Annotated in this window: 29 protein-coding genes; 13 read left to right on the top strand and 16 right to left on the bottom strand. The window is 59.2% G+C overall.

Going from position 1 to position 26,231, the window contains the following annotated elements:
* Window positions 1-77 precede the first annotated feature (77 nt).
* The 9 genes from ACYCZ5_RS09600 to ACYCZ5_RS09560 all read right to left on the bottom strand — a co-directional run bounded on the left by ACYCZ5_RS09600 (window position 78) and on the right by ACYCZ5_RS09560 (window position 11,098).
* Complete coding sequence (locus tag ACYCZ5_RS09600) at window positions 78-1,355, bottom strand: FCSD flavin-binding domain-containing protein (RefSeq protein ID WP_461544585.1); 1,278 nt, start codon at window positions 1,353-1,355, stop codon at window positions 78-80.
* A gap of 36 nt (window positions 1,356-1,391) precedes the next feature.
* Window positions 1,392-1,700 carry a c-type cytochrome gene (locus tag ACYCZ5_RS09595; RefSeq protein ID WP_461544584.1) on the bottom strand — a complete coding sequence of 103 codons (309 nt, stop codon included), beginning with the start codon at window positions 1,698-1,700 and terminating at the stop codon, window positions 1,392-1,394.
* Between the two features lie 72 nt (window positions 1,701-1,772).
* Window positions 1,773-2,087: a thiosulfate oxidation carrier complex protein SoxZ gene (gene soxZ / locus ACYCZ5_RS09590; RefSeq protein WP_461544583.1), complete on the bottom strand. Its 315-nt coding sequence runs from the start codon at window positions 2,085-2,087 to the stop codon at window positions 1,773-1,775.
* Entirely contained in the window at window positions 2,087-2,554 is a 468-nt protein-coding gene (gene soxY, locus ACYCZ5_RS09585; RefSeq protein ID WP_461544582.1) for a thiosulfate oxidation carrier protein SoxY, read from the bottom strand. The genes soxZ and soxY overlap by 1 nt, the downstream gene beginning before the upstream one ends.
* A 133-nt stretch (window positions 2,555-2,687) precedes the next feature.
* Window positions 2,688-4,631 carry an SLC13 family permease gene (locus ACYCZ5_RS09580; protein ID WP_461544581.1) on the bottom strand — a complete coding sequence of 648 codons (1,944 nt, stop codon included), beginning with the start codon at window positions 4,629-4,631 and terminating at the stop codon, window positions 2,688-2,690.
* Window positions 4,632-4,655: 24 nt separating this feature from the next.
* Window positions 4,656-6,452 carry a SulP family inorganic anion transporter gene (locus ACYCZ5_RS09575; protein WP_461544580.1) on the bottom strand — a complete coding sequence of 599 codons (1,797 nt, stop codon included), beginning with the start codon at window positions 6,450-6,452 and terminating at the stop codon, window positions 4,656-4,658.
* 10 nt (window positions 6,453-6,462) lie between these two features.
* A complete protein-coding gene (locus tag ACYCZ5_RS09570) occupies window positions 6,463-7,434 on the bottom strand; it encodes a dimethyl sulfoxide reductase anchor subunit family protein (RefSeq protein WP_461544579.1) in 972 nt (323 codons plus the stop codon).
* Window positions 7,435-7,454: 20 nt separating this feature from the next.
* Entirely contained in the window at window positions 7,455-8,186 is a 732-nt protein-coding gene (locus ACYCZ5_RS09565) for a 4Fe-4S dicluster domain-containing protein (protein WP_461544578.1), read from the bottom strand.
* Window positions 8,183-11,098 (bottom strand): molybdopterin oxidoreductase family protein, encoded by a 2,916-nt coding sequence (locus ACYCZ5_RS09560; RefSeq protein WP_461544577.1) that lies wholly within the window; start codon window positions 11,096-11,098, stop codon window positions 8,183-8,185. The genes ACYCZ5_RS09565 and ACYCZ5_RS09560 overlap by 4 nt, the downstream gene beginning before the upstream one ends.
* A 277-nt stretch (window positions 11,099-11,375) precedes the next feature.
* Between ACYCZ5_RS09560 and sat the strand changes: the two genes are divergently transcribed.
* The 7 genes from sat to ACYCZ5_RS09525 all read left to right on the top strand — a co-directional run bounded on the left by sat (window position 11,376) and on the right by ACYCZ5_RS09525 (window position 17,857).
* The gene (sat, locus tag ACYCZ5_RS09555; RefSeq protein WP_461544576.1) at window positions 11,376-12,548 is read left to right on the top strand and encodes a sulfate adenylyltransferase; all 1,173 of its coding nucleotides are present in this window, start codon (window positions 11,376-11,378) and stop codon (window positions 12,546-12,548) included.
* Between the two features lie 46 nt (window positions 12,549-12,594).
* A complete protein-coding gene (locus tag ACYCZ5_RS09550) occupies window positions 12,595-13,419 on the top strand; it encodes an adenylyl-sulfate reductase (RefSeq protein ID WP_461544575.1) in 825 nt (274 codons plus the stop codon).
* Window positions 13,420-13,452: 33 nt separating this feature from the next.
* Window positions 13,453-13,935 carry an adenylyl-sulfate reductase subunit beta gene (gene aprB / locus ACYCZ5_RS09545; protein ID WP_461544574.1) on the top strand — a complete coding sequence of 161 codons (483 nt, stop codon included), beginning with the start codon at window positions 13,453-13,455 and terminating at the stop codon, window positions 13,933-13,935.
* Window positions 13,935-15,824, top strand: a complete 1,890-nt coding sequence (gene aprA, locus ACYCZ5_RS09540) for an adenylyl-sulfate reductase subunit alpha (protein WP_461544573.1) — start codon at window positions 13,935-13,937, stop codon at window positions 15,822-15,824. The genes aprB and aprA overlap by 1 nt, the downstream gene beginning before the upstream one ends.
* A 143-nt stretch (window positions 15,825-15,967) precedes the next feature.
* Window positions 15,968-16,318, top strand: coding sequence for a hypothetical protein (locus ACYCZ5_RS09535; RefSeq protein ID WP_461544572.1), 351 nt, complete (start codon window positions 15,968-15,970; stop codon window positions 16,316-16,318).
* A gap of 25 nt (window positions 16,319-16,343) precedes the next feature.
* Window positions 16,344-16,853, top strand: coding sequence for an FKBP-type peptidyl-prolyl cis-trans isomerase (locus ACYCZ5_RS09530; RefSeq protein WP_461544571.1), 510 nt, complete (start codon window positions 16,344-16,346; stop codon window positions 16,851-16,853).
* Window positions 16,850-17,857: a tetratricopeptide repeat protein gene (locus ACYCZ5_RS09525; protein ID WP_461544570.1), complete on the top strand. Its 1,008-nt coding sequence runs from the start codon at window positions 16,850-16,852 to the stop codon at window positions 17,855-17,857. Before ACYCZ5_RS09530 ends, ACYCZ5_RS09525 begins: the two co-directional genes overlap by 4 nt.
* Before the next feature lie 19 nt (window positions 17,858-17,876).
* Here the strand turns inward: ACYCZ5_RS09525 and ACYCZ5_RS09520 are convergent, their stop codons facing one another.
* A complete protein-coding gene (locus ACYCZ5_RS09520; RefSeq protein WP_461544569.1) occupies window positions 17,877-18,293 on the bottom strand; it encodes a DUF4279 domain-containing protein in 417 nt (138 codons plus the stop codon).
* A gap of 61 nt (window positions 18,294-18,354) precedes the next feature.
* Between ACYCZ5_RS09520 and ACYCZ5_RS09515 the strand changes: the two genes are divergently transcribed.
* From ACYCZ5_RS09515 to ACYCZ5_RS09500, 4 genes are all read left to right on the top strand, one after another.
* Window positions 18,355-18,768 carry an HIT family protein gene (locus ACYCZ5_RS09515; RefSeq protein WP_461544568.1) on the top strand — a complete coding sequence of 138 codons (414 nt, stop codon included), beginning with the start codon at window positions 18,355-18,357 and terminating at the stop codon, window positions 18,766-18,768.
* Window positions 18,769-18,867: 99 nt separating this feature from the next.
* Window positions 18,868-19,038 carry a hypothetical protein gene (locus ACYCZ5_RS09510; RefSeq protein ID WP_461544567.1) on the top strand — a complete coding sequence of 57 codons (171 nt, stop codon included), beginning with the start codon at window positions 18,868-18,870 and terminating at the stop codon, window positions 19,036-19,038.
* A gap of 133 nt (window positions 19,039-19,171) precedes the next feature.
* Window positions 19,172-19,555: a hypothetical protein gene (locus tag ACYCZ5_RS09505; protein WP_461544566.1), complete on the top strand. Its 384-nt coding sequence runs from the start codon at window positions 19,172-19,174 to the stop codon at window positions 19,553-19,555.
* 131 nt (window positions 19,556-19,686) lie between these two features.
* Window positions 19,687-20,052, top strand: a complete 366-nt coding sequence (locus ACYCZ5_RS09500; RefSeq protein WP_461544565.1) for a TusE/DsrC/DsvC family sulfur relay protein — start codon at window positions 19,687-19,689, stop codon at window positions 20,050-20,052.
* A 4-nt stretch (window positions 20,053-20,056) separates the two neighbouring features.
* Here ACYCZ5_RS09500 and hypE read toward each other — a convergent pair whose 3' ends face one another.
* The 6 genes from hypE to ACYCZ5_RS09470 all read right to left on the bottom strand — a co-directional run bounded on the left by hypE (window position 20,057) and on the right by ACYCZ5_RS09470 (window position 25,260).
* A complete protein-coding gene (gene hypE / locus ACYCZ5_RS09495; RefSeq protein WP_461544564.1) occupies window positions 20,057-21,061 on the bottom strand; it encodes a hydrogenase expression/formation protein HypE in 1,005 nt (334 codons plus the stop codon).
* The gene (hypF, locus tag ACYCZ5_RS09490) at window positions 21,054-23,282 is read right to left on the bottom strand and encodes a carbamoyltransferase HypF (protein WP_461544563.1); all 2,229 of its coding nucleotides are present in this window, start codon (window positions 23,280-23,282) and stop codon (window positions 21,054-21,056) included. Before hypF ends, hypE begins: the two co-directional genes overlap by 8 nt.
* A complete protein-coding gene (gene hypD, locus ACYCZ5_RS09485) occupies window positions 23,275-24,372 on the bottom strand; it encodes a hydrogenase formation protein HypD (RefSeq protein ID WP_461544562.1) in 1,098 nt (365 codons plus the stop codon). Before hypD ends, hypF begins: the two co-directional genes overlap by 8 nt.
* Window positions 24,373-24,427: 55 nt before the next feature.
* Entirely contained in the window at window positions 24,428-24,727 is a 300-nt protein-coding gene (locus ACYCZ5_RS09480) for a type II toxin-antitoxin system RelE/ParE family toxin (protein WP_461544561.1), read from the bottom strand.
* The gene (locus ACYCZ5_RS09475; protein ID WP_461544560.1) at window positions 24,727-24,933 is read right to left on the bottom strand and encodes an addiction module protein; all 207 of its coding nucleotides are present in this window, start codon (window positions 24,931-24,933) and stop codon (window positions 24,727-24,729) included. The genes ACYCZ5_RS09480 and ACYCZ5_RS09475 overlap by 1 nt, the downstream gene beginning before the upstream one ends.
* Before the next feature lie 72 nt (window positions 24,934-25,005).
* Window positions 25,006-25,260 carry a HypC/HybG/HupF family hydrogenase formation chaperone gene (locus ACYCZ5_RS09470; RefSeq protein WP_461544559.1) on the bottom strand — a complete coding sequence of 85 codons (255 nt, stop codon included), beginning with the start codon at window positions 25,258-25,260 and terminating at the stop codon, window positions 25,006-25,008.
* Window positions 25,261-25,342: 82 nt separating this feature from the next.
* Here ACYCZ5_RS09470 and ACYCZ5_RS09465 point away from each other — a divergent pair, with 82 nt between their 5' ends.
* Both ACYCZ5_RS09465 and ACYCZ5_RS09460 read left to right on the top strand, forming a co-directional pair.
* The gene (locus ACYCZ5_RS09465) at window positions 25,343-25,819 is read left to right on the top strand and encodes a HyaD/HybD family hydrogenase maturation endopeptidase (RefSeq protein ID WP_461544558.1); all 477 of its coding nucleotides are present in this window, start codon (window positions 25,343-25,345) and stop codon (window positions 25,817-25,819) included.
* Window positions 25,816-26,223, top strand: coding sequence for a hydrogenase expression/formation C-terminal domain-containing protein (locus ACYCZ5_RS09460; protein WP_461544557.1), 408 nt, complete (start codon window positions 25,816-25,818; stop codon window positions 26,221-26,223). Before ACYCZ5_RS09465 ends, ACYCZ5_RS09460 begins: the two co-directional genes overlap by 4 nt.
* Window positions 26,224-26,231 lie beyond the last annotated feature (8 nt).

The raw sequence follows: 26,231 nt of genomic DNA, 5'->3' as shown, positions 1-26,231 counted from the left end.
ACACACCCTCGAGGTGCAAAAAGAAACGCCCCCGCCACGCGCGGCAAGCCGTCGCAGCGGGGGCGTAGCGGAACATCTCAGAGCAATACGTCGTTAAGAATGTTCTTCAGCCAGTAACCAGCGAACGCACCTTCCAGTTCGGAACGCTTGGCCGACACGCCACCACCCTCCGCCGACACCATCGCCATCTTCTCGGCATTGAAGTGATACACATTGGCCACATGCATCGCCTCGTTGCCGCTGACCATGCTGTAGCAGGTGTTAGCGATGACGGGCGCCTGATCGGGCTGCTTGCCGCTCATCATCTCGATCACTGCCGCCGCGCAGATCTTGGCCTGCGAGGTCGCCATATGGCCGGACTTGGGCAGCGCGGCAGACACCGCATCGCCGATGACGTGGATGTTCTTGTGCACCTTGGATTCGTAGCTCAGGAAATCCACACCGCACCAGCGCGCATCGATATTGGCCAGACCGGCCATATCCGCCACCACACCCGAACGCATCGGCGGGATGACGTTCAGTACGTCCGCCTTCACATCATCGAATTCGGTCTTAGCCGTCTTGCTGGCCACATCGACCCCCATCACCATCGAGTTCGGACGGTATTCCACCATGCCCGGGTACAACTCGTTCCAGGCTGCCATGAACAAGCCCTTCTTGGAGACGATGTCCGGATTGGCATCCAGCACCAGCACCTTGGACTTCGGCTTGTGCTCTTTAAGGTAGCTCGCCACCTGGCAGGCACGCTCGTAAGGTCCGGGCGGGCAACGATACGGCCCTTTCGGAATGGCGAGCGCGAATACGCCGCCGTCCGCCATCTGCTCCAATTGCTTGCGCAAGAGGACGGTCTGCGCACCGGCTTTCCAGGCATGCGGGATGCTCTCGTTCGCCACCTTGGCATCCAGTCCCTCTACCTTGTCGAACATGAAATCGACGCCGGGCGATACGATCAGGCGGTCGTAACTCAAATGCCCGTCTGCCAGCATGACCATCTTCTTGTCAGGATCGATAGCGGTGACCTCACCCTTGATCAGCTTGACACCATATTTCTTCTGCAGCGTGCCATAGCTCATGGTCAGGTCATCGATCGTACGGGTACCACCCAGCACGGTGTTACTCATCGGACAAGAGATAAAGTTCGTATTGCGCTCAATCAGCACCACCTCGATCTTGTTCTTGCTCCATTTGCGGAGGTACTTGGCTGCGGTCGCGCCGCCGAAGCCGCCTCCCACCACCACTACACGCTGGCCCTTCTTTTTAACCAGTTCGCTGGATGCGAATGCCAGGCCCGGGAACGATCCGATTGCGATACCGGCGACACCGGCCTTCAGAAAATCACGACGACTGAATGACATATTGTTCTCCCTCTGTTGTTCAGGTTGGCACGGGAATCACTTGCGCTTCTGCGCAGCGAAGAATTTCGCGAGCATCTCGATCTGCTCGTCGGAGTAACCCTTGGCATGCTGGTGCATGACAGTGGCCGGACGCGCGCCGGACTTGAAGTCCTTCATCGTGATGACGAACAGCTTTTTATCCATCCCCGCGATCACCGGCATGCCGCCCTCACTGTAGCCGTCGGTGCCGTGGCAGGCAGAACAGGATGCGGCCATGTTGCGCGCGTGTTTATCGACCCCTGCCGCCTGTGCGACAGAGCACAAGCCCAGTCCGATGAAGATCAATAGCATTCGAAACGAAATCATAATCAAACCTCCCCTGAGTTGAATTGAACGACGTTTGCTGCTTTTTCCGCCCGGCGGCGGCCCCTGCACTGGTCAATCGATGATTGCGTCATCCACGCGACTATCACCCCGATTGTCTTGCCATGAAAGGGACAGCACGTCCCCCTTGTTCGCGCCCCGGAAGCGGAACACCAGATACGGATTCTTGGACACTGAGGTACCGAACTGCCCTTCCAGCACGGTTCGCCCCTGATGCTGCACATTGAATTCAGTGATATGCCAGGCAGGCACGAGATTGCCGGCTTCGTCCTTGCGACGGCCGTTCTCCATATCGTGGTACATCAGCATCCTGACCTCGACGTAAGCGCCATCCTTGAGCGATGCGCGTATCTTGGAAGGTGTGGACATCAGCATCCCCCCGCCGTGACTTTGACTTGCTTGGATGCGCGATAGAAACGCCCGCCCGCCTTGACCAGCACGATCACATTCGACGTCTCGGCCATGCGGATACGGGTAGAGAGATAAGCATCAGTGCCCTTGGGCAAGGTGTATTGCGCGACCAGCATGGTGGGATTGCGGTCGGCCAGAATGGAGATCTGTTCGACATCGGCCAGCGCGCTTTCGACGGTCACCGGCACCAGCGCGCCGTTCTCGGCGACATCGGGTGCGGTCAGCGTGATGAGGGTGCTTTCTTCGGCGATCAAGGCGCCCAGCGCATCAAGCGCCTCATTCAGCGCCTTGGCTTCAAAAGCTTTGCGATCGATCCCTGCAAGCGCAGCAGCAGGCAACAAACCGAGCATGGCGAACAATCCCAGCACACCACCGGTCTTGAGCACCTGACGACGCCCGCCATCCACACCTTCACGACTATGCATCCAGCCCCCTGTTATCGTAAAAGGACTACTGATAGTAGGGGCCATTTGATACCAGCCCCCAAGTTGCGTCCATAACTAGCAAGTGTCGACACTCATAACCCTTTCGGGCTATTCGCTAACGAACAACCGGCACTCAGAAGATCAGGTTCAACATGACCATCAGCACGACGATAAAAAGTATCGTCATCACCCCGCCCGCACGCATATAGTCGACCACGCGATAACCGCCCGGCCCCATCAACAGCGCATTGACCTGATGGGTCGGCAGGAAGAAGGAATTGGAAGTCGCCAGCGCCACGGTCAGCGCGAACACCGCAGGGTCCGCCCCCGCGCCGATGGCGATGTTCACCGCCAGCGGCACCAGCAGCACCGTCGCGCCCACGTTCGACATCACCAGCGTGAAGAAAGTGGCCAGGATGACGATCGCCAACTGGATCACCCAGATCGGTGTACCACCCAGCACGGACAACGTCTGCTCGGCGATCCATCTGGCCGTGCCGCTGGTCTCCACCGCGAGGCCGAGCGGGATCAGACTGGCCAGCAGGAACACCGACTTCCAGCTCACCGCCCGATACGCTTCGTCGATACTGAGCACGCGCAGCAGGATCATACCGAGGGCGCCCGTCATCAGCGCGATGGAGAGCGTGATATTGGTGAACAGGATCAGCACCAGTGCCAGCAGGAAACTACCCAACGCTGCCTTCACCTTGTGCGGGCGCAGCTCCTCGCGCGGGAACTCGGTAGTGATGACCACGAAGTTCCTGTCCTTCAGCAGATGGGCCAGCGTCTCCCAGCCGGTATGTACCACCAGTGCGTCACCGGACTGGAACGGGATATCGCGCACCCCGTCTCCCTCGCGCAGCGTCTTGCCGCCGCGATGCAGTGCCATCAGCGATACGCCATATTTCTTGCGCAACCACAGATCGCGCGCGCTCTTGCCGATCAGTTCGGAACGGGGCGGGATGACCAGCTCTGCGATACCGGATTTCGCCGCCGACAATTGTTCGGCGAAGGTCTCCAGTTCCTCGCGCAGTTGCAGAGCATTGGCTGCAGCGAACTCGCGCAAGCGATCCGGTGACCCGAGGATACCGAGTACGCTTCCCGCCACGATCTCGATGTCGCGCGCCGGTCCGATGCGTAGATCATCCGTGCTGCGCATGATGGCGATCACGCGCAAGCGGTTAGGCTGCTCGATATCGTTGATGACGCGACCGACCAGCGGACTGCCCGCGGGCACCACCACCTCGAACGCCGCATAGTCCAAGCCGTACAGATTGCGGAAGTAATCCATCGCGTTGGCGCCGCTGGTCACGCCCGACTTGTCCCCACCCGGCAACACAAAGCGCCCCGCCAGCACAAAGTAGGCGATACCGGAAGCCAGCAACGCCAAGCCGACCGGCGTGACCGAGAACAACGACCAGGTCTGCATCTGTTCTTCGGGCGCCAAACCCTTGTTGGAGGCAAGTATCAGGTCATTGAGCAGGATCAGCGGACTGGAGCCGACCATGGTGATGGTGCCGCCGAGGATAGCGCAGAAACCCATGGGCATCAGTAGGCGCGACATGGGCAGGCCGGTGCGCGCCGAGACGCGGCCAACCACCGGCAGGAACAGGGCCGCAGCGCCGACGTTCTGCATAAAGCTGGAGATGAAACCCACGGTACTGGAGACTGCAGGAATGACACGTGCCTCGGTCTTGCCTGCCACGCGCAGGATGAATCCGGCGACCTTGTTCATCAAACCGGTCTTGTCCAACCCGGCGCCGACAATCATCACGGCGATGATGGAGATCACCGCATTGCCCGAGAACCCGCGAAACAGCTCACGTCCCGCCACCAGCGGCTGCGGCAGCCCGATCACATCGCTGAAATGGCTGATCAGACCGAGCAGCACCATGATGGTGATCGCCGCCACATCCACGCCGACCACCTCGAAGGCGAACAGAAACACCGTCAGCAGCAGCAGATTCAGAACGACGGCGATCTCGCGGCTGGGCGCGAACAGGAAGGATGCCACACCGACTGCAAGAAAGATGAAGGCCGCAACGATGGTTCTGGTATGGCTGGCTTTGCTGTTCATCTGCCCCCCCTCATAAACTACACCCTAGTTCGTCCTCGGCTCACCGTTCGGCAATCTGATATGACACTCGGAGAAGATGCGCGCTGTGCAATTGCGACAGATCTGCGGATCCAGATCTGGATAGATTTTCCCGACCCAGTTCGACATCACCGGGAAGAAGTTCTCTTCGCCAATGTCTTTCATCGCCCCGGATTTTCTCAGAAAATCCTTCGTCGCTTCTTTGCATGAATAGAAGTAAATCCTGCCGCCCAACTTCTTGCGGCGGCGCGCCTCTTGGGCCAGCATCTCGGCTCCGGCCACGTCCACGAAGGTCAGCCCGCGCACAGTGAGCAGCACCGATTTTTTCTGCGGATTCTCCTCGTCGATCTGGTGCAGGCGGTCGCGCACATTGTCGACCGCGCCGAAGAACAATGCGCCGTTGATACGCATGATGGACAGTTGCGGACATTGCGGATGATCCTCCGCACCGACGAAGTGGTAGGCCCCCTCTTCCTTCGCAGGAACAACAGCTCGCATACCGGGCTTTGAGACGCGATACAGATAGATCGCCAGCGAGAGCAGGATACCGAAGAAGATACCTTTCTCAAGATCGATCAAGGTACCGACCAGCGTCACCCACAGGATGACGGTCTCTCCCCGGCTGGTCTTCATGATGCTGGAGATATGGTGGAAATCGATCAATCCCCATGCCACCAAGAACAAGATACCCGCCATCGCCGCAGTGGGCAGATAGGCGGCCAGCGGCGCGACCAGCAACAAAATCAGCAGCAGGAAGATCGAGGCATAAACCGTCGCCAGCGGCGTGCGCGCACCGGCTGCGTAGTTCACGCCGCTACGGTTGAACGAACCACAGGAGGCGTAGCTGGAAAAGAAGCTGCCGACCAGATTGGACAGGCCTTGGCCGATGAATTCCTGATTGCCGTCAATGCGCTGCTCCGACTTCACCGCGATGGCGCGCGAGATGGAGACCGCCTCAGTCAGCGCCAGCATGGTCACCACCAGCGCCGGGAACAGCACCTTGCGTATCGTGTCGTAGGAGAAGTCGGGCAACGACAGCGGCGGCAGGTGCGAAGGCAGTGCCCCCACCGTGGTGATGTGGGTAGTCGCCACGCCGACTTCCAGATTGACCAGCCAGGCCACCACACTGCCAACCACCATGGCCACGATCATGTAAGGCATCTTGGGGATGAGCCGCTTCGCCAATATCCCGGCAGCGAGCGTCACCGCACCGACCAGCGTGACGTACAGATTGATGTCGCCGAGCTGCAGGACCAGTTGCTCGATCACCACATGGAAATGCGCTCCGCGCTCGATGGCGATACCGAAGAAATGTTTCACCTGGCTGGCCGCGATCAGCACCGCCGCACCGGCTGTGAAGCCGATCACCACGGTATGCGAGATGAAGTTGACCAGCACGCCCATGCGCGCCAAGCCGAGGATCAACTGGAACAAGCCGACCAGAAAGGTCAGCGTCAGCACCATGCTGATGAACTCGGGCGAACCCGGATCGGCCAGCGGGCTCATGGCCGCGAACACCGCGATGGAAATGGCCGTGGTCGGACCCGACACCAGATGCCAGCTCGAACCGAACAGGGCGGCGATGATGGCCGGCACCATGGCAGCATACAAACCGTACTCCGGCGGCATACCGGCGATGGTGGCGAACGCGACGCCTTGCGGCAAAACGATCATCGCCCCGGTCAGGCCGGCGATCAGATCGGCACGGGAGGATTGTTTGTCTACCAGATGCTTCCATTGAATGAACGGAAGCGTCCTGCACAGCCAGTCTTTACAGATACGAGTACGAGTTTGAGTTGCCATCAGAATTGCATCAGCCTACTGTCTGGTAATAGAGGTTTTGCGGATGGTTGGCCTGTGCGAAGAAGAACCAGCGCTCTGCCAGCAAACCGATGTATTGCAGTATAAACGCCAAACCCAGCAAAGCGGGTGTGGACATGCTGAGCGCCAGAAGCAGCAAGGGCAGCACAAAGGCCAGCAACAGGAACGTCGGCTTGATCGTGCGCAGGAAACTATCGCTCTTGCCGTGGAAGAACTCGCGTGTGTTGAACGAACCGCCCATCGCGCCCATGGAACGCTGGGTGATCTTCGGGTGCTTAACACCGATGGCGGTCTGCATGGTCGAGGTCGGCTTCAGGCGCGCGTTGCGTATCAAGGATGCCACACGTCCGATCAGTGCCAGCACGGTGATGATGATGGCCCAACCGGCGAAGAAATCAGCCTGATCCGGCGCGGCAGAAACCGCATAGAAAGCAGCCAGGATGAAGCCGGAAGAACCGCCCATCAGGATGTAATTGATGACTGTCAGCGGCGAGTTCCATTCCTTGAGGAAACGCAGGCAGGCGTAGATCATCGCTGTACACACGAACAGCGCGAACGCCAGCAATGTCCCCACCACACCCAACAACAGCGACAGATCGACCACATAACCGCCCGGCAAGGTCACGATCTCGGGGCGGATGCCGAACAGATGCGACACGCCGAACAGGAAGGCCACGCCCATGAACGCGGGCAGCACGATCACTTCGCGCGACAACCAGGAAGTACGCCATTGTGTGGCAGCACGCCAAGCGCGTTCGGGACGGCCAAGGTGGAAGAACGATGCGACCAGCCCTGCAGCCAGCAACACCATCACGATGAGCGTGCCGTAGCCGTAGAAGTCATCGGACTGCATCGGCAACAGGCCGAACAGCGCGTACGACTGATGGGTGAACAGGGCGAGGAACAGGCCCTGTGCCGCGCCGATCAAGGTCGTCAAAAAGATCACTGAGAATGCTGGTTTCATAATGTCTCGCTAAGTTCTGTTTACCAGGCCGACACGTCGTCCATCGTCGACTGATCCTTGTCCGGCTTGGGCAATTGCTGGTCGAGTTTGAGCGGATTGTCGGCGCGCTCCAGCTCGTCGGCATGGATCTTCATCTTGGTCTTGCGACGCGGCAGATAGTGGTTGGAAGGATGCGTACCCCATTCCGGCATCAGCGCATAGCCGCCATCCTCGCGAATCGCCACCGACACTGCCGATTCCGGATCATGGATGTCGCCGAACAGGCGTGCACTGGTCGGGCAAGCCTTCACGCAGGACGGCTTGCGGTCCTCTTCCGGCATGGTCATGTCGTAGATGCGGTCCACGCACAGGGTGCACTTCTTCATCACCTTCTGCTTCTCGTCGATCTCACGCGCGCCGTACGGGCACGCCCAAGAGCAGTATTTGCAGCCGATGCACTTGTCGTAGTCCACCAGCACGATGCCGTCTTCCTTGCGCTTGTAGGAAGCGCCGGTCGGGCACACCGGCACGCACGGGGGATCTTCGCAATGCAGGCAGGATTTCGGGAAGTGCATCGTCTCGCTGTTCGGGAACGTGCCCATCTCGTAGGTCTGCACACGATTGAAGAACGTACCGGTCGGGTTCTCGCCGTAGGGACGCTCATCCACCAGCGGGCCGGCCGAGCCGGAAGTGTTCCATTCCTTGCAGCTGGTCACGCAGGCGCTGCATCCCACGCACACGTTCAGGTCGATCACCAATGCGAGTTGTGTCATTTCGCACCGCCTTTCTTCTTGCTGCCAGCGAAATAAGCCAGCCAGTTCGGCGCTTGTTTCATACCGGGATACCTCTTCATGGGCGGGAACTGCGGCGAGGTCTGTTTCGGCTCGCCCTCTTCCGCCTTGTAGATACGCACGCGCACGTCATACCACGCAGCCTGTCCGGTGATCGGGTCGGAGTTGGAGAAGCGCGAACCGTCCGCCTGCTTCGGCAATTCTTCCGAGATCAGGTGATTGAGCAAGAAGCCCTGCTGCGACTCGTTCGCGTCCGGTGTCAGGTTCCACGCACCGGCGGCCTTGCCGATGGCGTTCCAGGTCCACACCGTGCCCGGCTCGACCGACTCGCTGTAGCGCGCCATGCAGCGCACCTTGCCCCATTGCGATTCGCACCAGATCCAGTCGCCGTCAGAGATGCCCGCGTTCTTCGCGGTCAGCGCATTCACATACAGATAGTTGTGCGCATGGATCTGGCGCAACCAGGCATTCTGCGAATCCCACGAGTGGTACATCGCCATCGGGCGTTGCGTCACAGCAGACAGCGGATACTTCTGCTTGTCGCTGGCCTGAGTCTCCAGCGGCTCGTAGTAAAACGGCAGCGGATCGAAATAGGTCTCGACACGCTTGGCCAGATGCTTGGGCGGCTGGCGTGTGATGCTCTTGCCCTGCGCGGCCAGGCGGAACTTCTGCATCACCTCGGAATACAAGTGGATCAGGATAGGCTCGGAATAGCGCGTGATGCCGTTGCGCTGCGACCATTCCAGATATCCCTTGTTCCAGTTGCGCATGAACTGGTAGGAACGCGGCAACACCTCATGGTGCATGCAGTCGTTCTTGGCATACATCTCCCACTGGTTCGGGTTCGGCTCGCCCTTCATGCTCTTCTCGCCGCCCTTGCCGCGCCAGCCGGACAGGAAGCCGATGCCGGAACCCGGCGCGGTCTCCCAGTTGACGATGAAGTCAGGATAGTCGCGATACTTGCGCGCGCCGTCAGCGGTGACGAACGCCGGCAGCTTCAGGCGCGTGCCGAGTTCGATCAACACTTCCTGGAACGGCAAGCACTCGCCGGTACGCGGCATCACCGGGATGCGCACCGAATCCACCGGGCCGTCGAACTCGGAGATCGGACGGTCCAGCATGGACATCACGTCGTGTCGTTCCAGATAAGTCGTATCCGGCAGGATCAAGTCGGCGAATGCGGTGGTCTCGGAATGGAACGCGTCGCACACCACGATGTTCGGGATCTTGTACTCGCCGTTCTCGTCCTTGTCGGTGAGCATCTTACGCACTTCGCTGGTGTTCATGCTGGAGTTCCACGCCATGTTGGCCATGAACAGCAGCAGCGTGTCGATCTTGTACGGATCACCGCGCCAGGCGTTGGTGATCACGTTGTGCATCAGGCCGTGCGCGGACAACGGATACTCCCAGGAGAAACCCTTGTCGATACGCACCGCTTCGCCTTCCTTGTCCACGAAGAGATCGTCCGGGTCGGCCGGCCAGCCCAGCGGCATCCCGTCCAGCGGCGTGTTCGGCTGCACCGCGCGCGGATCGTTGGGCGGACGCGCGCAGGGCGGGATCGGACGCGGGAACGGTGTCTTGTGACGGAAGCCGCCCGGACGGTCGATGGTACCCAGCAGCGTCATCAGGATGGACAACGCACGGATGGTATGGAAACCGTTGGAGTGCGCAGCCAATCCGCGCATGGCGTGGAAGGCCACCGGATTGCCGGTGACGGTGTCGTGCTCCTTGCCCCAGGAATCGGTCCATGCGATCGGCAGTTCGATCTTCTGGTCGCGTGCGGTGATGCCCATCTCATGCGCGAGACGACGGATGGTTTCGGCGGAAATGCCAGTCACGCCCTCTGCCCACTCCGGTGTGTATTCGGCGACGCGCTCTTTGAGCAACTGGAACGCGGGCTTGACCGGCGTGCCATCAGCTAGCTTGAACTCGCCGCGCAGGAATGGGTCGGCCCCCTCGGTATGTGTCACCACCGGTTTGTTGGTATTGCGATCCCACCACAGTTTGTTCTGCGGGTCGTAGCAGCCCTCTTCTTCCGGCACCTCGGTGCGCACGAACATGCCGAACTCGTCATGCGCCGCATCCAGGTTCACCAGTTGGCCAGAGTTGGTGTAACGCACCAGGAACTCGCGGTCGTATAGACCTAGCTCGATCAGCACATGGATGATGGCGAGGAACAGCGCACCGTCAGTACCGGGACGGATGGGCACCCACTCGTCGGCGATGGCGGAATAGCCGGTGCGCACAGGATTGATGGAGATGAAGCGACCGCCCTCGCGCTTGAACTTGGACAGCGCGACCTTGAGCGGGTTGGAGTGATGGTCCTCGGCTGTGCCGATCATGATGAACAGCTTGGAACGCTCCAGGTCCGGACCGCCGAACTCCCAGAACGAACCGCCGATGGTGTAGATCATGCCGGCCGCCATGTTGACCGAGCAGAAGCCGCCGTGCGCCGCATAGTTGGGCGTGCCGAACTGGCGCGCGAACATGCCGGTCAGCGCCTGCATCTGGTCGCGCCCGGTGAACAAGGCGAACTTCTTCGGATCGGTCGCACGCAGTTCGCCGAGACGATCGGCGAGCAATGTGAATGTCTCTTCCCAGCTGATCTCCTCGAACTCGCCCGCGCCACGCTCGGTGCCCGGTTTGCGGCGCAGCGGCTTGGTCAGACGTGCCGGCGAATACTGCTTCATGATGCCGGAAGATCCCTTGGCACAGATCACGCCCGCGTTCAGCGGGTGATCGGGATTACCGTCGATGTAGCGCACCTCGCCGTTGCGGATATGCACGCGGATGCCGCATCGGCAAGCGCACATATAACAGGTAGTCTTCTTGATCTCGGTGGTGGCGCCAGCGACCGGCGGCGCCAAGGGGTCGTGCAATGGTGTCGATGACATGGGCAAAATCTTGTGTGGGTTGATCGTTATCGGGGCGCAACACTTTGTTTTTCGTGTGCCGCTGCCCTACGAAATTACTCAATCTTTCAGGTTCGCCAGTATGCGTATCCCGCGCCACTGCTGCCATAGCCGTGATGAGGGGGAAAGACATAACCCCTATGGGGGGTGTGCCCCTCAACCCATGAGGGGTATCGCTACACACGTGATGTTCCTCTACTGTGCGCACCTGAAATTTCGATGATTCTCCATCCGTAGCTGGACCCAACAGGGAGGCTTTATGGCATTGGTAAACCCGCATGGCGGGAGCGATCTGAAACCACTGTTGTTAGTGGGCGAAGATCTGATCGCAGAGTTGAATCAGGCACGCAGTTACCCCAAAGTAACAGTGAGCTCTCGCGAAAAAGGCGACCTCATCATGCTCGGCATCGGCGGCTTCACACCGCTGGACGGTTTCATGAGCCATGCCGACTGGCAAGGCGTATGCGACGGCATGACGCTCACCAACGGTCTGTTCTGGCCCATCCCCATCACCCTCTCCACCGACAAGTCCGCAGCGGACGCCATCCCCACCGGCAGCACCATCGCACTGGTCGACCCCGACGACGACAGTATCCTCGCCACCATGCAGGTGACCGAGAAATACACCATCGACAAGGCACACGAATGCGCCACCGTGTTCGGCACCACCGACCTCGAACACCCCGGCGTGAAGATGGTGATGGAACAAGGCGAGGTGAACCTGGCCGGTCCGGTAAAGGTGTTGTCGCAAGGCGGTTTCCCGCAGAAATACGGCGCGATGTACATGACGCCGAAAGAGACGCGCGCGCTGTTCACCGAGATGGGCTGGAGCAAGGTCGCCGCATTCCAGACGCGCAACCCCATGCACCGCTCGCACGAGTATCTGGCCAAGATCGCCATCGAAGTATGCGACGGCGTGATGATCCATTCCCTGCTCGGCAATCTCAAACCGGGCGACATCCCGGCCGAAGTGCGCACCCATGCCATCATCGCGCTGACCAAGAACTACTTCGTCGGCAAGACCGTCGTGCAGTCTGGCTATCCGCTGGACATGCGCTATGCCGGCCCGCGCGAAGCACTGCTGCATGCGCTGTTCCGCCAAAACTATGGTTGCTCGCACCTGATCGTCGGCCGCGACCATGCCGGCGTGGGTAAGTACTACGGCCCCTTCGATGCGCACCACATCTTCGACAAGATCCCCAAGAACGCACTGGAGACCCAAGCACTCAAGATCGACGTCTCGTTCTGGTGCTACAAGTGCGGCGGCATGGCCTCGGCCCGCACCTGCCCGCATTCCGATGCCGACCGACTGCAAGTGTCCGGCACCCAGTTGCGCAAGATGCTTTCCGACGGAGAGGAAGTTCCCGCCGAGTTCAGTCGCCCGGAAGTGCTGGAGATATTGCGCAAGTACTATGCAGGATTGAATGGCTGATGATCGACCGATTTCCAGAGACTGTTATATTAATGAGGAGAACCTGATGTTCACGAGCAACCCCTTTGCCACACTGCCAGACCTCATCACCCCCGCCATGATGCAAGGCTACATCGTGCTCATGGTGCTGCTGGTCATGGGCGGCACGATACTAGACATGCTGCACAAGAAGAGTGCGAAGTACTTCTTCGAGAACGCGAAGAAGGCACAGAAGAGCGCGAAACGCGAAGTGGGCGGCGGCGAGAAGGTCGCTATGGCCGTAGGCGTGCTGACCAACGAAGTGATGACCGCCGGCGAATTCAGCAACCCGCAACGCCGGATCTCCCACCTGCTGATGATGTACGGCTTCATGATGTTCGCGGTGACCACCGCGATCATGATCTTCTCACCGGACACCACCTCCACCCTGGTGCCTCAGCTGTGGCATATCGGCGCGCTGATGCTGGCCGTCGGCGGCTACTGGTTCTGGTTCGCGATCCGCGTCGACGTGGCCGCGGAAGGCCTGTCCCGCTTCCGCTTCGAGCGTTCCGACCTGTTCATCGTCTCGCTGCTGGCCACCTCGACCTTCGCTCTGCTCTGGTCGTACAGCGGCGGCGGCCTGAACCTGCTGTTCGCGCTGTTCATCCTGTCCAGCACCGCGCTATTTGGCGGTGTGTACTGGTCCAAGTTCGCACACATGTTCTTCAAGCCGGCGGCAGCTTTCCAGAAGCGCGTCATCATGGCTGACGGCGGACGCGAGAACCTGCCGCCCGACTATGATCTGACTGATCCCGCAGTGCATGCCAAGTTCCCGGATGTACCGATGTACATGGGCAAGAACCCGCCCAACATGGGACTGTGCATCAAGGCCGAACGCGCAAAGCACTACTGATACCGACCCAACATCATCCATAAGGAATAGATCATGCCAACCTTTGTATATATGACGCGTTGCGACGGCTGTGGTGAATGCGTCGACATCTGCCCATCCGACATCATGCACATCGACAAGAAATTGCGACGTGCATACAACATCGAACCCAACATGTGCTGGGAATGCTATTCCTGCGTGAAAGCATGTCCGCATCAGGCGATCGATGTGCGCGGTTACGCGGACTTTGCCCCGCTCGGTCACTCGGTACGAGTGATCCGCGACGAGGAGAAAGGCACCATCGCATGGCGCATCAAGTTCCGCAACGGCAAAAAAGACATGGAACTGCTGGCGCCGATCACGACCAAGCCGTGGGGCTCGGCCACACCCAAACTCGCAGACGTGCCTGCTCCGAGCAAGGAGATGCGCGACAGCCAACTGTTGTTCAACGAGCCGAAATATATCCGCATGGATCAAGGTGGCCTGCATACACTGGAATCCAATGGTCTGGAAATCAAAGAGGGAGTGCAATACTAATGAGCTACCAGACAATCATCGAAGACAATATCGACATCCTGGTTGCAGGCGCGGGCCTGGGCGGTACGGGTGCGGCATTCGAAGCCAGATATTGGGGACAAAACAAGAAGATCGTCATCGCCGAAAAGGCGAACATAATGCGTTCCGGTGCAGTCGCACAGGGCCTGTATGCGATCAACTGCTACATGGGCACGCGTTTCGGCGAGAACAATCCGGAAGACCATGTGCGCTATGCACGTATCGACCTGATGGGCATGGTGCGCGAGGATCTGGCTTTCGATATGGCACGCCACGTCGACTCCACCGTGCACAACTTCGAAGAGTGGGGCCTGCCCATCATGCGCGACGAGAAGAAAGGCTCCTTCCTGCGCGAAGGACGCTGGCAGATCATGATCCACGGCGAATCCTACAAGCCTATCGTTGCTGAAGCGGCCAAGAAGTCGGCGGACAAGGTTTTCAACCGTGTCTGTTTGACCCACCTGCTGATGGACGAATCCAAAGAGAACCGTGTTGCCGGTGCCGTGGGCTTCAATGTGCGCACGGGTAACTACCACGTGTTCAAGTCCAAGACCGTTGTCTGCGGTGCCGGTGGCGCATCCAACATCTTCAAGCCGCGCTCCGTCGGCGAAGGTGCGGGCCGCGTCTGGTACGCACCGTGGTCTTCAGGTTCCGCCTATGGTCTGATGATCGAAGCCGGCGCCAAGATGACGCAAATGGAAAACCGTATCGTGCTGGCCCGATTCAAGGATGGTTACGGCCCGGTCGGCGCCTACTTCCTGCACCTCAAGACCTATACCCAGAACGCCTATGGTGAAGAGTACGAGTCCAAGTGGTTCCCCGCACTGCAGCAGATGGTCGGCAAGGAATACTTGGATCCGGAAGTCTCGCACCGTACGCACCGCCCTATTCCGACCTGCCTGCGCAACCATGCGATCATCAACGAGGTGAATGCCGGTCGCGGCCCGATCCACATGGTCACCATGGAAGCCTTCCAGGATCCGCATCTGGAAGAGATCGGCTGGCACAACTTCCTCGGCATGACCGTTGGTCAGGCGGTACTTTGGGCAGCCACAGACGTCGATCCCAAGTACGAGAACCCTGAGCTGACAACCTCTGAGCCTTATGTCATGGGTTCGCACGCAACAGGTTGCGGTGCATGGTGCTCGGGTCCGGAGGACGTATCGCCGCCGGAATACTACTGGGGCTACAACCGTATGACGACCATCGAAGGTCTGTTCGGTGCCGGTGATGCGGTGGGCGGTACACCTCACGCCTTCTCTTCGGGTTCGTTCACCGAAGGTCGTCTGGCTGCCAAGGCTGCCTGTAAATATATCGACGATGGCAAAGCAGAGGGCATCCGTGTTTCCGACGCGCAGATCAATCGTCGCAAGGAGCAGATTTACAAGCCGCTGGAAACGTATCGTGTCTACAGCAACGAAGTGGTTGCCGGTAGCGTCAATCCCAACTTCATCAATCCGAGACAGGGTCTGGATCGTTTGCAGAAGCTGATGGACGAGTATTGCGGCGGTTTCGGTGTCAACTACATGACCAACGACAAACTCCTGAACATCGGTCTGAAGAAGATGTCCATCTTGGGCGAAGATCTGGAAAAGGTCGCCGCGTCGGATATCCATGAACTGCTGCGCGCATGGGAGCTGAAGCACCGCTTCCTGACTTCCGAGAGTGTGTTCCATCACACGCTGTTCCGTAAGGAAACGCGTTGGCCGGGATACTACTACCGCGGCGACGCAATGAAGCTGGATGACCAGAACTGGCACGTGCTGACTGTGTCCCGCCGCGATCCCAAGACGGGCGAGTACACGATGGAAAAAGCACCGCTCTACCACCTGGTAGGCGACGCAGAGAAGGCGCCGCCAGAAGGACATTAAGCAAACGCAGGCTTGATTTACCGGTTTTGTAAAATCAGGCTTACGCAAAAATATTTGCGATGACTTGGTAGTACATTAAAGAGGACCGGCATAATCCATGTTGGTCCTCTTTTTGTCTCTTGCGCAGGAATGGAGTTTGGTTGATGAATATCATTGATAAGTCGGATGAAGAGATACTGGAGCTCGCACACCCGATGTGGGCGGATCTGGTCAAATACTCGAACGAAGGCAACTACGGCGCTTTCACGCGTCAATTTTCGAGCACGCTAATCGCGGGTGCGAATGAGGTCGAGATGGGAAAGCAGTTCGCCCGCAGCGAACTGGCAAAGAACCTGTCACCGGACTATGAGTATCTGGGCATCATCCGTCGCGGTGAATACGTCACCGTGCTATACAAGCAGCGCAGCACGACGAAACCGGGCGAATGGCTGGGAAGGCTGGTGCTGGGTTACGAAAAAGATAAGGTAAGGATCTTCGGCGCCACTATTTTTTAAGACTGGGTTTTCATAAAGAATCGATATGTCAGATACCATTGAAGACGAAAAATTCGTTGAGCTGAATTACAAGGTCATCGACAACAAAACCGGTGACATCCTGGTCACCGTGGACTATCCGCTGGGCTATGTGCATGGCGTGAATGACGTGATGTCCGAGGACGTGACCAAGGCCCTGTACGGCAAGAAAGTCGGCGACATCATCGAAGTGCCGATCGACACCAAGCTGCTATACGGCGAGCGGGACGAGTCACTGGTATTCACCGACCGCATAGAGAATGTCCCTGAGGAATACCGCGAGATCGGTATGACCATCACCATGGAAAACGAAAAGGGTGAGCCGAGGAACTTCATCGTCACCCGCTTCGACGACAAGACATTGACCGTGGACGGCAACAATCCCCTTTGCGGCCGAGAAGTCACTTTCATGCTGGAAGTATTGACGATACGCGAAGCGACCGAGGAAGAGATCGATCTTGGCGGCGCGGTCGGTGCCGATCCGGAATTGAACGAGATACTCGAACGGGCACAATGAAGCGCTCAACCCTGTACCTCCTCTACCCCGCGAACAAGGCACTGGAACGTGCCATTGCTGATTCCCTCTGTTTGCTGAGTGAACAAGAAGCAGCAGCGGCCATGCCGGATACGCAAGTCGCCGTCGCGGACAACTTTCGTTTCACGCGCGGCAATTACGAGCAGCACCGCTACAGCACCCGCATCTTCGAGCGCCTGCGCGAAGCGCTGGAGGCATCGCTGGCTGCCTCTCCGTGCGCGGAGACACTGAACAAGCTCGGCAACATCCTCGCCGCACTGGGCCAGCAGCGCAGAGACGCCGCATTGTTCGAGCAGGCCGTCCAGTGTTTCGAACAGGCACTGGAAGGCTACACTCAGGAAGATACACCGCAGGAATGGGCATCCACGCAATACAACCTCGGCACGGCCAATCAGGCGCTGGGCCGCCTGCTTGAGACCACCAACCCGCTGAAGCTCGCGGTGGATGCGTACACCAACGCCCTGCTGGTCTGGACACGGGAAGCGCATCCGGAAGCGTGGATGCAGACCATGCACCAGCTCGGCGCGGCCTTGTATACCCACGGCATCCAGCTCAAAGGCAACCGTCAACTGCAAAAGTCCGTGGTCGCCTGGAAGAATGCACTGGCCGCACTCAACGCGGACGATCATGCCCTGGAACTGACAGCCACCCATAACAACCGGGGCATCACCTTGCATCATCTGGGCGAATCGGAAGCGAACCCCGACCGCGTGAAAGAAGCGATCAATTCCTATGAAAAAGCGTTGACGGTCGGCATGGAACAGCAACTACCCATCCATGTGTCAGTCATCTGCCGCGTGAACAAGGCGACCGCGCAGAACGTACTGGCTCAATTGACCAACGATGCCGCGCTCGCGGAAGAGATCGCGGATGAGTTCGAAGTGATCATTGAATGTTTCCGCCACGCGCTGCAGCCGCTCTGTTTAAAGCATTGCGAGGAGCAGATGAAAATGGCGCGGACGCAGCTAACCGTGCTTAACAGCTAGGAGCCGGGAGAAAAATGAATCAGACCCGTTCGGAAAGTTTGTATTCCACGTCGATGAATGAACCGGTATCCGCAAGGAAACGGATTGTTCTGGCGCCGAAGCCGACTTCCGGTCTGGATTCATCCTTGTCGATGGATAAAGTCAGCACCACGCCCAGACGGGGAGACAGATTGTGGCTTTTGCAGACACCGACGATCTTTTCTTTGATGGGATCGAGCTGCTTGACGATGATGTCTGCCAAGGCGAAAACATCCACCGCTCCGACAGCAGTCTCCGTTGATAACTCCCAGGAACTGATCACGGGTTTATCAAGCTCACTGTATGCGCCCGCAGCGTTGACTGTGGTGGGTTCTATCCCAAGCAGGCGCGTGATGTCGTCGGGGTTGAAATGGTAGCCAAGCAATGCAAAGTAAGCCCGTCCTTTGTTCGATGCCACGGTGATGTCCTCGTAGATGATTTTCTTCGTTCGAGTATAACTTACAGAATGAGGTGCGCTGTTGTCGACTGAAGCCACACAAGCAAAGAAACGCGACCCCAATGATCCGTGCCTGTTTTGTACCGATCCGCGCGGGGTATCGATACAGCATGAACTTGCTTTCAGTGCGCGCGACACTTACCCCACGAGTCCGGGTCACACGCTGGTCATCCCGCGTCGGCATGTCGCCAGTTTTTTCGAGCTGACAGCGGAAGAAGTCGCTACCTGCATGCACCTGATTCAAGAAGAAAAGAAACTCATCGACGACGAATTTAAACCGGATGGTTACAACATCGGCGTCAATGTGGGGCAGGCGGCCGGGCAAAGCATCTTCCATGTCCATATTCACCTCATCCCACGCTACAAAGGGGATGTTGAGAACCCCCAGGGGGGCGTACGACATGTGATCCCGAAGAAGGCACATTACACGCGCTAAGCAATGATTTTTACCGAAAGACCGGGAGGTTCAGAGAAACTTGTATCTATTCCTCCCTTTTTGAACCACCCGTTTTCTACAACCAAAGGAGATAGGATCATGAGTGAAGTAAAGAAACCTTTTTGCCGTCCCAAGATTCCAGACGGTCATGCATTCCGCGTAACCACCCGCCAGAAAGAGATCGTACCGGGGCAGTTCTTCGTCGGCTACGAAACTACATGGGAACCGGCACAGAAAGAAGTACCCTACACCACGCCCAAGCATCCCTGAAGTAAACAGCAAAGAAAGAACAGCCGCGCGATCCTGAACGGTCGTGCGGCTGGCATCGACTCATCCTCAAAAAGTAAACCTCCGGCCGATACTCGGCTAAGATAAGCCCCGTTGAAAAGCACGGAAAACCACGATGGCTGTCAGAAAAGCACCTGAAGGATCGAGAGAAGTCACCTTGCGCCGCTGGAGCGTGATGGAGATCACCACCCGACAAGGTGCACGTAGCCATCATGTGCATGGCCACGACGTCACCAACAATTTCGCCCGCACCTCCAGCGCCATCGGCGAGTTCGATGCGCACAACATGACCGTCTTTACCCGCAGCGGCAGGCTCTACAAACTCGTCGGCCTGCCCGGCAATTACCCGGCCGGCAAATCCGCCTGGGACACCTGGTGCAGCAGCAACGGCATCTCCACCCAGACCGATGTCACCGACCAATACCTCAGCATCGACACCTGTTCCACTCTCGGCTTCGACCGGCTCACTCGCGCCGCGTTGCGCGAAGAGAATTCCTGAGCGAAAGCACGGCCCGACCGCCTTTTTTCCCCGCTCTCCAGCATGGGAAATAGTTGACAATCCTACTCAAGAGTTTGAAGATGATCCCACGGCAGGCGTCCTGCCCGCCCCCGTCAGCAGGAGGAAACATCATGCTCGACATCAACAAATCCATCCGCGACCCGCTACGTTACGAAAACGACCCGGAAGGCCACATGACCGAGCTTGCACCATGGTCACCGCAACACGCCAATCGCGAAGCTGAGCTCGAAGGGATCGATCTGAACGAGGAACACTGGGAAGTACTCTTCTACCTGCGCGAACGTTACAGACAGCGCGGCAACGAAGACAGCGCACGGGATGTTTTGCGCGATCTGGAAGAACGCTTCTGTGAAGCACTCGGGCGCGGCCATCTGTATGAACTGTTCCCGCGCGGCCCGGTCGGTCAAGCCAGCCGACTCGCCGGTCTGCCGTTACCGCCGCATACTCAGGACCTCTCCTTCGGCAGCATGATGTAGCGAGTCAGCAGATGCGCGGCAGCGGGTCGTCTTCCAGTTCTTCCAGGATGCGCTGACCACCGAATTCAGTCTCCAGCACCACCTGCGTGCGGCCTGCTTGCACCTTGCCGATGATGGCAGCGCCCTGCCCTTGCGGCAGTGCTTGCAGCGCAACCAGCGCTGCATCCGCTTGGGCAGCATCCACCACCGCCACCAAGCGTCCCTCGCAGGCCAGATACATCGCGTCGTAACCAAGCATCTCGCACACCGAGTTAACCTGTTCGCGCACCGGGATAGCGGGTTGCTGCAGCAACACCTGCATATCCGTGGCACGGCAGATCTCATGCATCACGGTGGCCAGTCCGCCGCGCGTGGGGTCGCGCATGAAACGCAAACCATCGAGCGGCAACAGCGCCTGCGCCAGCGGGAACACGCTGGCCGCATCGGACTGCAGTTCACCGCTCAAGCCAAACTGTTCGCGCGCCAGCAGCACCGCGATGCCGTGGTCGCCCACCGGCCCGCTGACCAGGATGGCATCGCCAGCGCGGATACGATCCAGCCCCAGCTTCACTTCGGCAGGTCGCACACCGATGCCGGTGGTGGCGAGATACAGACCGCCGCCCTCGCCGCGCCGCAACACCTTGGTATCACCCGCAACCACCGCCACGTTCGCCTCGCGCGCGGCGCGCGCCAGATCGGCGACGATGCGTTCCAGTTGCGCGATCTCCATGCCCTCTTCGATGAATGCATTCAGCGTGAGATAGCGCGGCGTGGCACCGGACACCGCAAGATCGTTCACCGTGCCGTGCACCGCCAGCGAACCGATGCTGCCGCCGGGGAATTCCAGCGGCTGCACGGTGAAACCGTCGGTGGTCATCATCAGCACACCGTCCATGTGCGGCAGTGATGCGGCATCCACCTGCACGTTCAGCAGCGGATTGTGCAGATGGTGCGCGAACAGTTCGTCGATCAGTTCGCGCATGTAGCGCCCGCCGTTGCCGTGGGCCAGACTGATATGTGTCTCATCCATGTTTGAATCCTGCTTCCATCAATTGTCCCAAGGCGATGCCGCCATCATTGCACGGTATCTGCTGCGGCAGATAGGCATCGAACCCGGCCTGTTGAAATCCTTCTAGCGCCAGCTCCGCCAGCAGTTTGTTCTGGAACACGCCACCGCTCAGTCCCACCGCATCGAAGGGTCGCTGCGCGTGCAGTCGTTGCGCTTGCATCACGATGCTGTGTGCCAGACTGCGATGGAAAGTCATCGCGCGCGTGGCGACCGGAACATCCTTGCGCAGCATCGCGGCGAGCAACGGTTGCCAATCAACGACCAGCACACCGTGTGCATCTTCATTCAATGGCAACACAATAGCTTCCGCCTCGCCACTCGCTACCTGCTCCAGCAACATGCCGCCCTGCCCTTCGTAACTCGCACGATTGATCAGCCCGAGCAGATGTGCTGCGCCGTCGAACAGACGACCCGCCGCGCTGGTCTGCGGCGCGTTGATGCCGCGTTGCCAAGCCGTGTGCAGCAAGGTTATGTCATCGACCGGGAAGGCACTGTCCATGCCCGTCTCCCAGCACAGTCCCGCTGCCGAACGCCATGGTTCGCTCGCGGCCTTGTCGCCGCCGGGTAATCTGAATGGTCGCAGGTGCGCCACACGTCGCCAGTCGCCGATGCGCCCGTGCAAAGTCTCGCCGCCCCACAACGTGCCATCCTCACCAAGCCCGACGCCATCCCAGGTGAAAGTGAGCCAAGTCTTGTCCGCGCCATGTTCCAGCGCCAGCGCGGCAGCATGCGCGTGATGATGCCAGACCGTTTGCACGGGCAGCCCCTGCTTCGCCGCCCAGCGGCTGCTGGCGTAATGCGGATGCGCATCGCACACGATAGCTTCTGCGTTCACACCATACAGCCGTTGCAGATCGGCGATGACCTGCTCGAACACTTGCAAACTGCGCGGCGCATCCAGATTGCCGATGTGCGGCGACAGCACGGCGCGACTGCCCCAGCCCAGCGCGATAGTGTTCTTCATGTGCCCACCGACGGCCAGCGTCGGCCTGGCGAGTTCGAACGGCAGATCAATTTCGATGGGCGCGATGCCGCGTCCGGCGCGGATCAGCCTCGGCTGTCCTGCGATGATGCGCAACACCGCATCGTCCGCCGGGCGCGCGATGAGCCGGTCGTGATGCAGAAAGGCATCCGCGACCTTACCCAGACGTGCTTCGACCTCACTCGCTTCAGTCAGCACCGGTTCGCCGCTGAGATTGGCCGAGGTGGCGACCAGCGGTGCACCCAGCGCCCCGAGTAGCAAATAATGCAAGGGACTGTAAGGCAACATCGCGCCGACCTCATGCAGTCCCGGCGCGATGCTCTCGGGCAATTTGGCATCTGCACGACTACTCACCAACACTATGGGACGCGAGGCATCGCCTAACACCGCCTCCACCTGCATATCGACTTCCAGATCTGCACGCACCGCCGCCATGTCGCCGAACATCACCGCCAGCGCTTTGTGCGGCCTATGCTTGCGCTCGCGCAGTCGCGCGATGGCCGCTGCGTTCGTCGCATCGCACATCAGGTGATAACCGCCTATGCCTTTCACCGCCGCGATGTCGCCGCGACGCAAGGCTGCGATGCAGGCTTCCAGTGCGGCCTCGCGTTGCAGCCGCACATCGCCCGACACGAATTCGAGCTGAGGCCCGCACTGCGGACAGGCGACCGGCTCGGCGTGGAAGCGTCGATTCGCAGGATCTTCATATTCGGCACGACACGCCGCACACAATTCGAACTTCGCCATCGTCGTGTTGGCGCGGTCGTAGGGCATGCGCTCGATCAGCGTATAGCGCGGGCCGCATTGCGTGCAGTTGATGAATGGATAGCGGTAGCGCCGGTCCTGCGGGGTGTTCATCTCGCGCTGGCAGTCTGCGCACAGATAAAGATCGGGCGGGACGTGAATGTGCGTCTCGCTGCCGCTGGCGCTTTCCAGTATCTCGAACGAAGTGTAGCCATGCAGCGGGAGGGTTGCGACATCGGCGATGTGCGGGCGCGACAGCGGTGGTGCATCAGCAATCAACGCCGCAGAGAAATCATCCAGCACGGACGCCTCGCCTTCTGCTTCCACCATCACCTGCCCGACCTGATTCTGCACCACGCCCTTCAGATCGAATCGCTGCGCCAACAGAAACACGAAAGGCCGGAAACCGACGCCTTGCACACGGCCGGTCAGTATCCAGCGCCGTGCCTCAGGCATGCGCCGCTGCCCGGATGCCAGTCGACCACCAGATGCGGCACGCCCCCTCGTCCGAAACCATGCACGGCCCCACCGGATACTTCGGCGTGCAGGCCGTGCCATAGAGTTTGCACTGGTCAGGATTGATACGGCCCAGCACCACACGCGCGCAATCGCAACCCGGCGGCATCTGCCCGGCGCGTTTGCGTTCGGCATCGTTGAAGTCTGAAAAACGCAGACGTGCATCGTGCGCGGCATAGGCCGGCGCGAGCGCGTAGCCCGATGCGGGGATGACGCCGATGCCGCGCCAGTTGGCATCGGTCACCTCGAACGCCTGCGCCAGATGTCTGCGCGCGACCGGATTGCCCTCCGGCTTCACCAGTTCGGAATAACAGTTATCGAGGAAGCGCTTGTCTTCGATCAGTTGGCGCAACACGGAATACATCGCCGCCAGCAGCGACACCGGCGTGAAGCCCGCCACGGCGGCAGGCATGTGATGCTGTTCGACCACAAAGCCCCACTCCTCCGGCCCCATCACCGTCGCCACATGGCCGGGCGCGACCAAGGCATGGAAACCCGCCTCGCCGGAGTCGAGCAACATGGCGACTGCCGGCCAGGTGAGGCGACCAGACAGCAGTAAAGAAAGATTATCCGGAACGCCTTCTATCAACATCGCCGCGACCGGTGCCATGGTGGTCTCGAAACCGGCAGCAAAGAACACCACCTGCCGCTCGGGATTCTGCTGCGCGATCTGCACCGCCTCGCGCGGACTGGCGATGGGCCGCACATCCGCCCCCGCCGCTTTCGCCTGTTCCAGCGAACGCAGCTCACCCTTCGCCACATTCACCGGCACGCGCAGCATGTCGCCGAACGCGACCAGGATCACACCCGCATGCGCCGCCAACTGGATCGCCTGATACACATCCTCTTCCGGACACACACACACCGGACAACCGGGTCCCGCGATCAGTTGGACTTGCTTGGGTAAGGCCGTGCGCAAACCGGCCATGGAGATGGAACGCTCGTGCCCGCCGCACACGTTCATGATGCGCAGGGGACGCTCGATGTTCAGAGCATGGATTCTGGCAAGCCAGTCTTGGGCGGTCAGCATGGGCTAAGTATCCAGTTCTGAAGCAGGTAACGACTTCTTGGCGGCATCCCGCCGGTCATTGGTCTTTGACGCGTTCGACCCAGTAGTCCGGGTGGCGATGTTGATGGGAAACTGCAAGGATCCAGACTTCCTCACTCCGCAACGTATATCGCAAGGTATAGGGGAATCGAGGCATCACGAAACGCCGAACATCCTCCACTTCAACGGGAAACAAAAACGGCGACTTGGCAATAAAGAGCGCGGCATCCCTCACATCACTTTTGAAACGATCACCCAGCCCGGATTGTTGCCGCTCATACCAACCGCAGGCGTCATTCAATTCGTCTTTGGCTGCTTCGGCAAATAGAATCCGCATCACTTCCCGCCGAAGACCTCTTCAAACGGAACTGTTTTCATACGCCCAGCATCGCACGCACGCGCCCTGTGCAACGCTTCCTCCGCCCAGACCTTGTCGATCTCAGGATCGGACTTATCCAAACTCTGCATGAGCTTCTCCACGACCTCATAGCGCTCTGCCGCTTGCAATTGCAGTGCCATATCAATGATCTCTGTTTTGCCCATATTCGCCTCCCGTATTGATTTGCATTGCATCAGATATTCACATTCGGCGCAATTACGATTGCGCGGGTACCCTTAACTCGATATTAGCGATTGCCCATCATCCGCCTCTGCCGCCAGCATCTCGTCCAGCAACTCCCAGGTCGAACGCGCTTCCTGCTCAGTCATCATCTGGATAGCGTAGCCCACGTGCACCATCACGTGGTCGCCGATATTGATGTCTTCTCCCTGCAACAAGAACAGGCTCACTTCACGTGACACGCCCTTGGCTTCGCAACGGGCATTGAAGCCGTCGATGCTGACGATCTGCATGGGGATACCGAGACACATGGGATAACACCAAATGATTGATTGAAGTCGCCACATTCTAATGCTAGATTGCATCCGTCGCCTGCTCACCATTTCGAATGTCATGTGTGATTCCAGCAAGACTCTGATCCTCGGTATCGGCAACAGCCTGTTGCGGGATGAAGGCGCGGGTATCCATGCGATGAATTTCCTGCGCGAGGCACTGGCAGATCGCGACGACATCACCTTCCTCGACGGCGGCACCCTCAGCTTCACACTGGCATCCGCCATCGAAGACACTTCCCGGCTCATCGTCATCGACGCCGCTCAACTCAACGCTTCACCTGGACACTCGCAAGTATTCGAAGGTGAAGCGATGGATGAATTCCTCGGCAGCAACCGCAAGCGCAGCGTGCATGAAGTGAGCCTGCTCGACCTGATGGCCATCGCCCATCTCGCCGACCACCTGCCGCACCAACGCGCGTTGATCGGCATCCAGCCCGGCGTGATCGACTGGGGCGAACACCCCTCCGCCGCCGTCGCTGCCGCCATGCCGCAAGTCTGCGCACAAACCAAACAGATACTGGAGGGCTGGCAATGAGTCTCGACGATATCTCCATCAAAGTCGCCACTGATCTGAATTCGATAGGCAGCATCGATGCCCTGCTCAACGAGATCGCCACCCGTCTGGCACGCTTCGTCGCCACCGGCGAGAACGCGATGATCGATCTGAAGAGCCTGCCGTTCTCCCCCTCTGAATACGAAGCACTGCGCACCACGCTCGGTCGCGGAGAAGTCACGGCGCGGCTGGAGACCATCGGCGATTCAGAACTGTATGAGACGCACTATCCCGGCGTGTGGTGGGTGACGCACTACAACGTCGAAGGCGATGTCGTCGCCGAGCTGATCGAGATCGCCGCCGTGCCCGCCATCCTGCACAGCCAGCCGGAGGATGTGCGGGATGGGCTGGAGAGATTGCAACAACAGTTATCAAAAAAATATTGAGGTGACAC

It is taken from the genome of Sideroxydans sp. (assembly GCF_054604835.1).
This window is presented reverse-complemented; position numbering and strand designations above follow the sequence as displayed.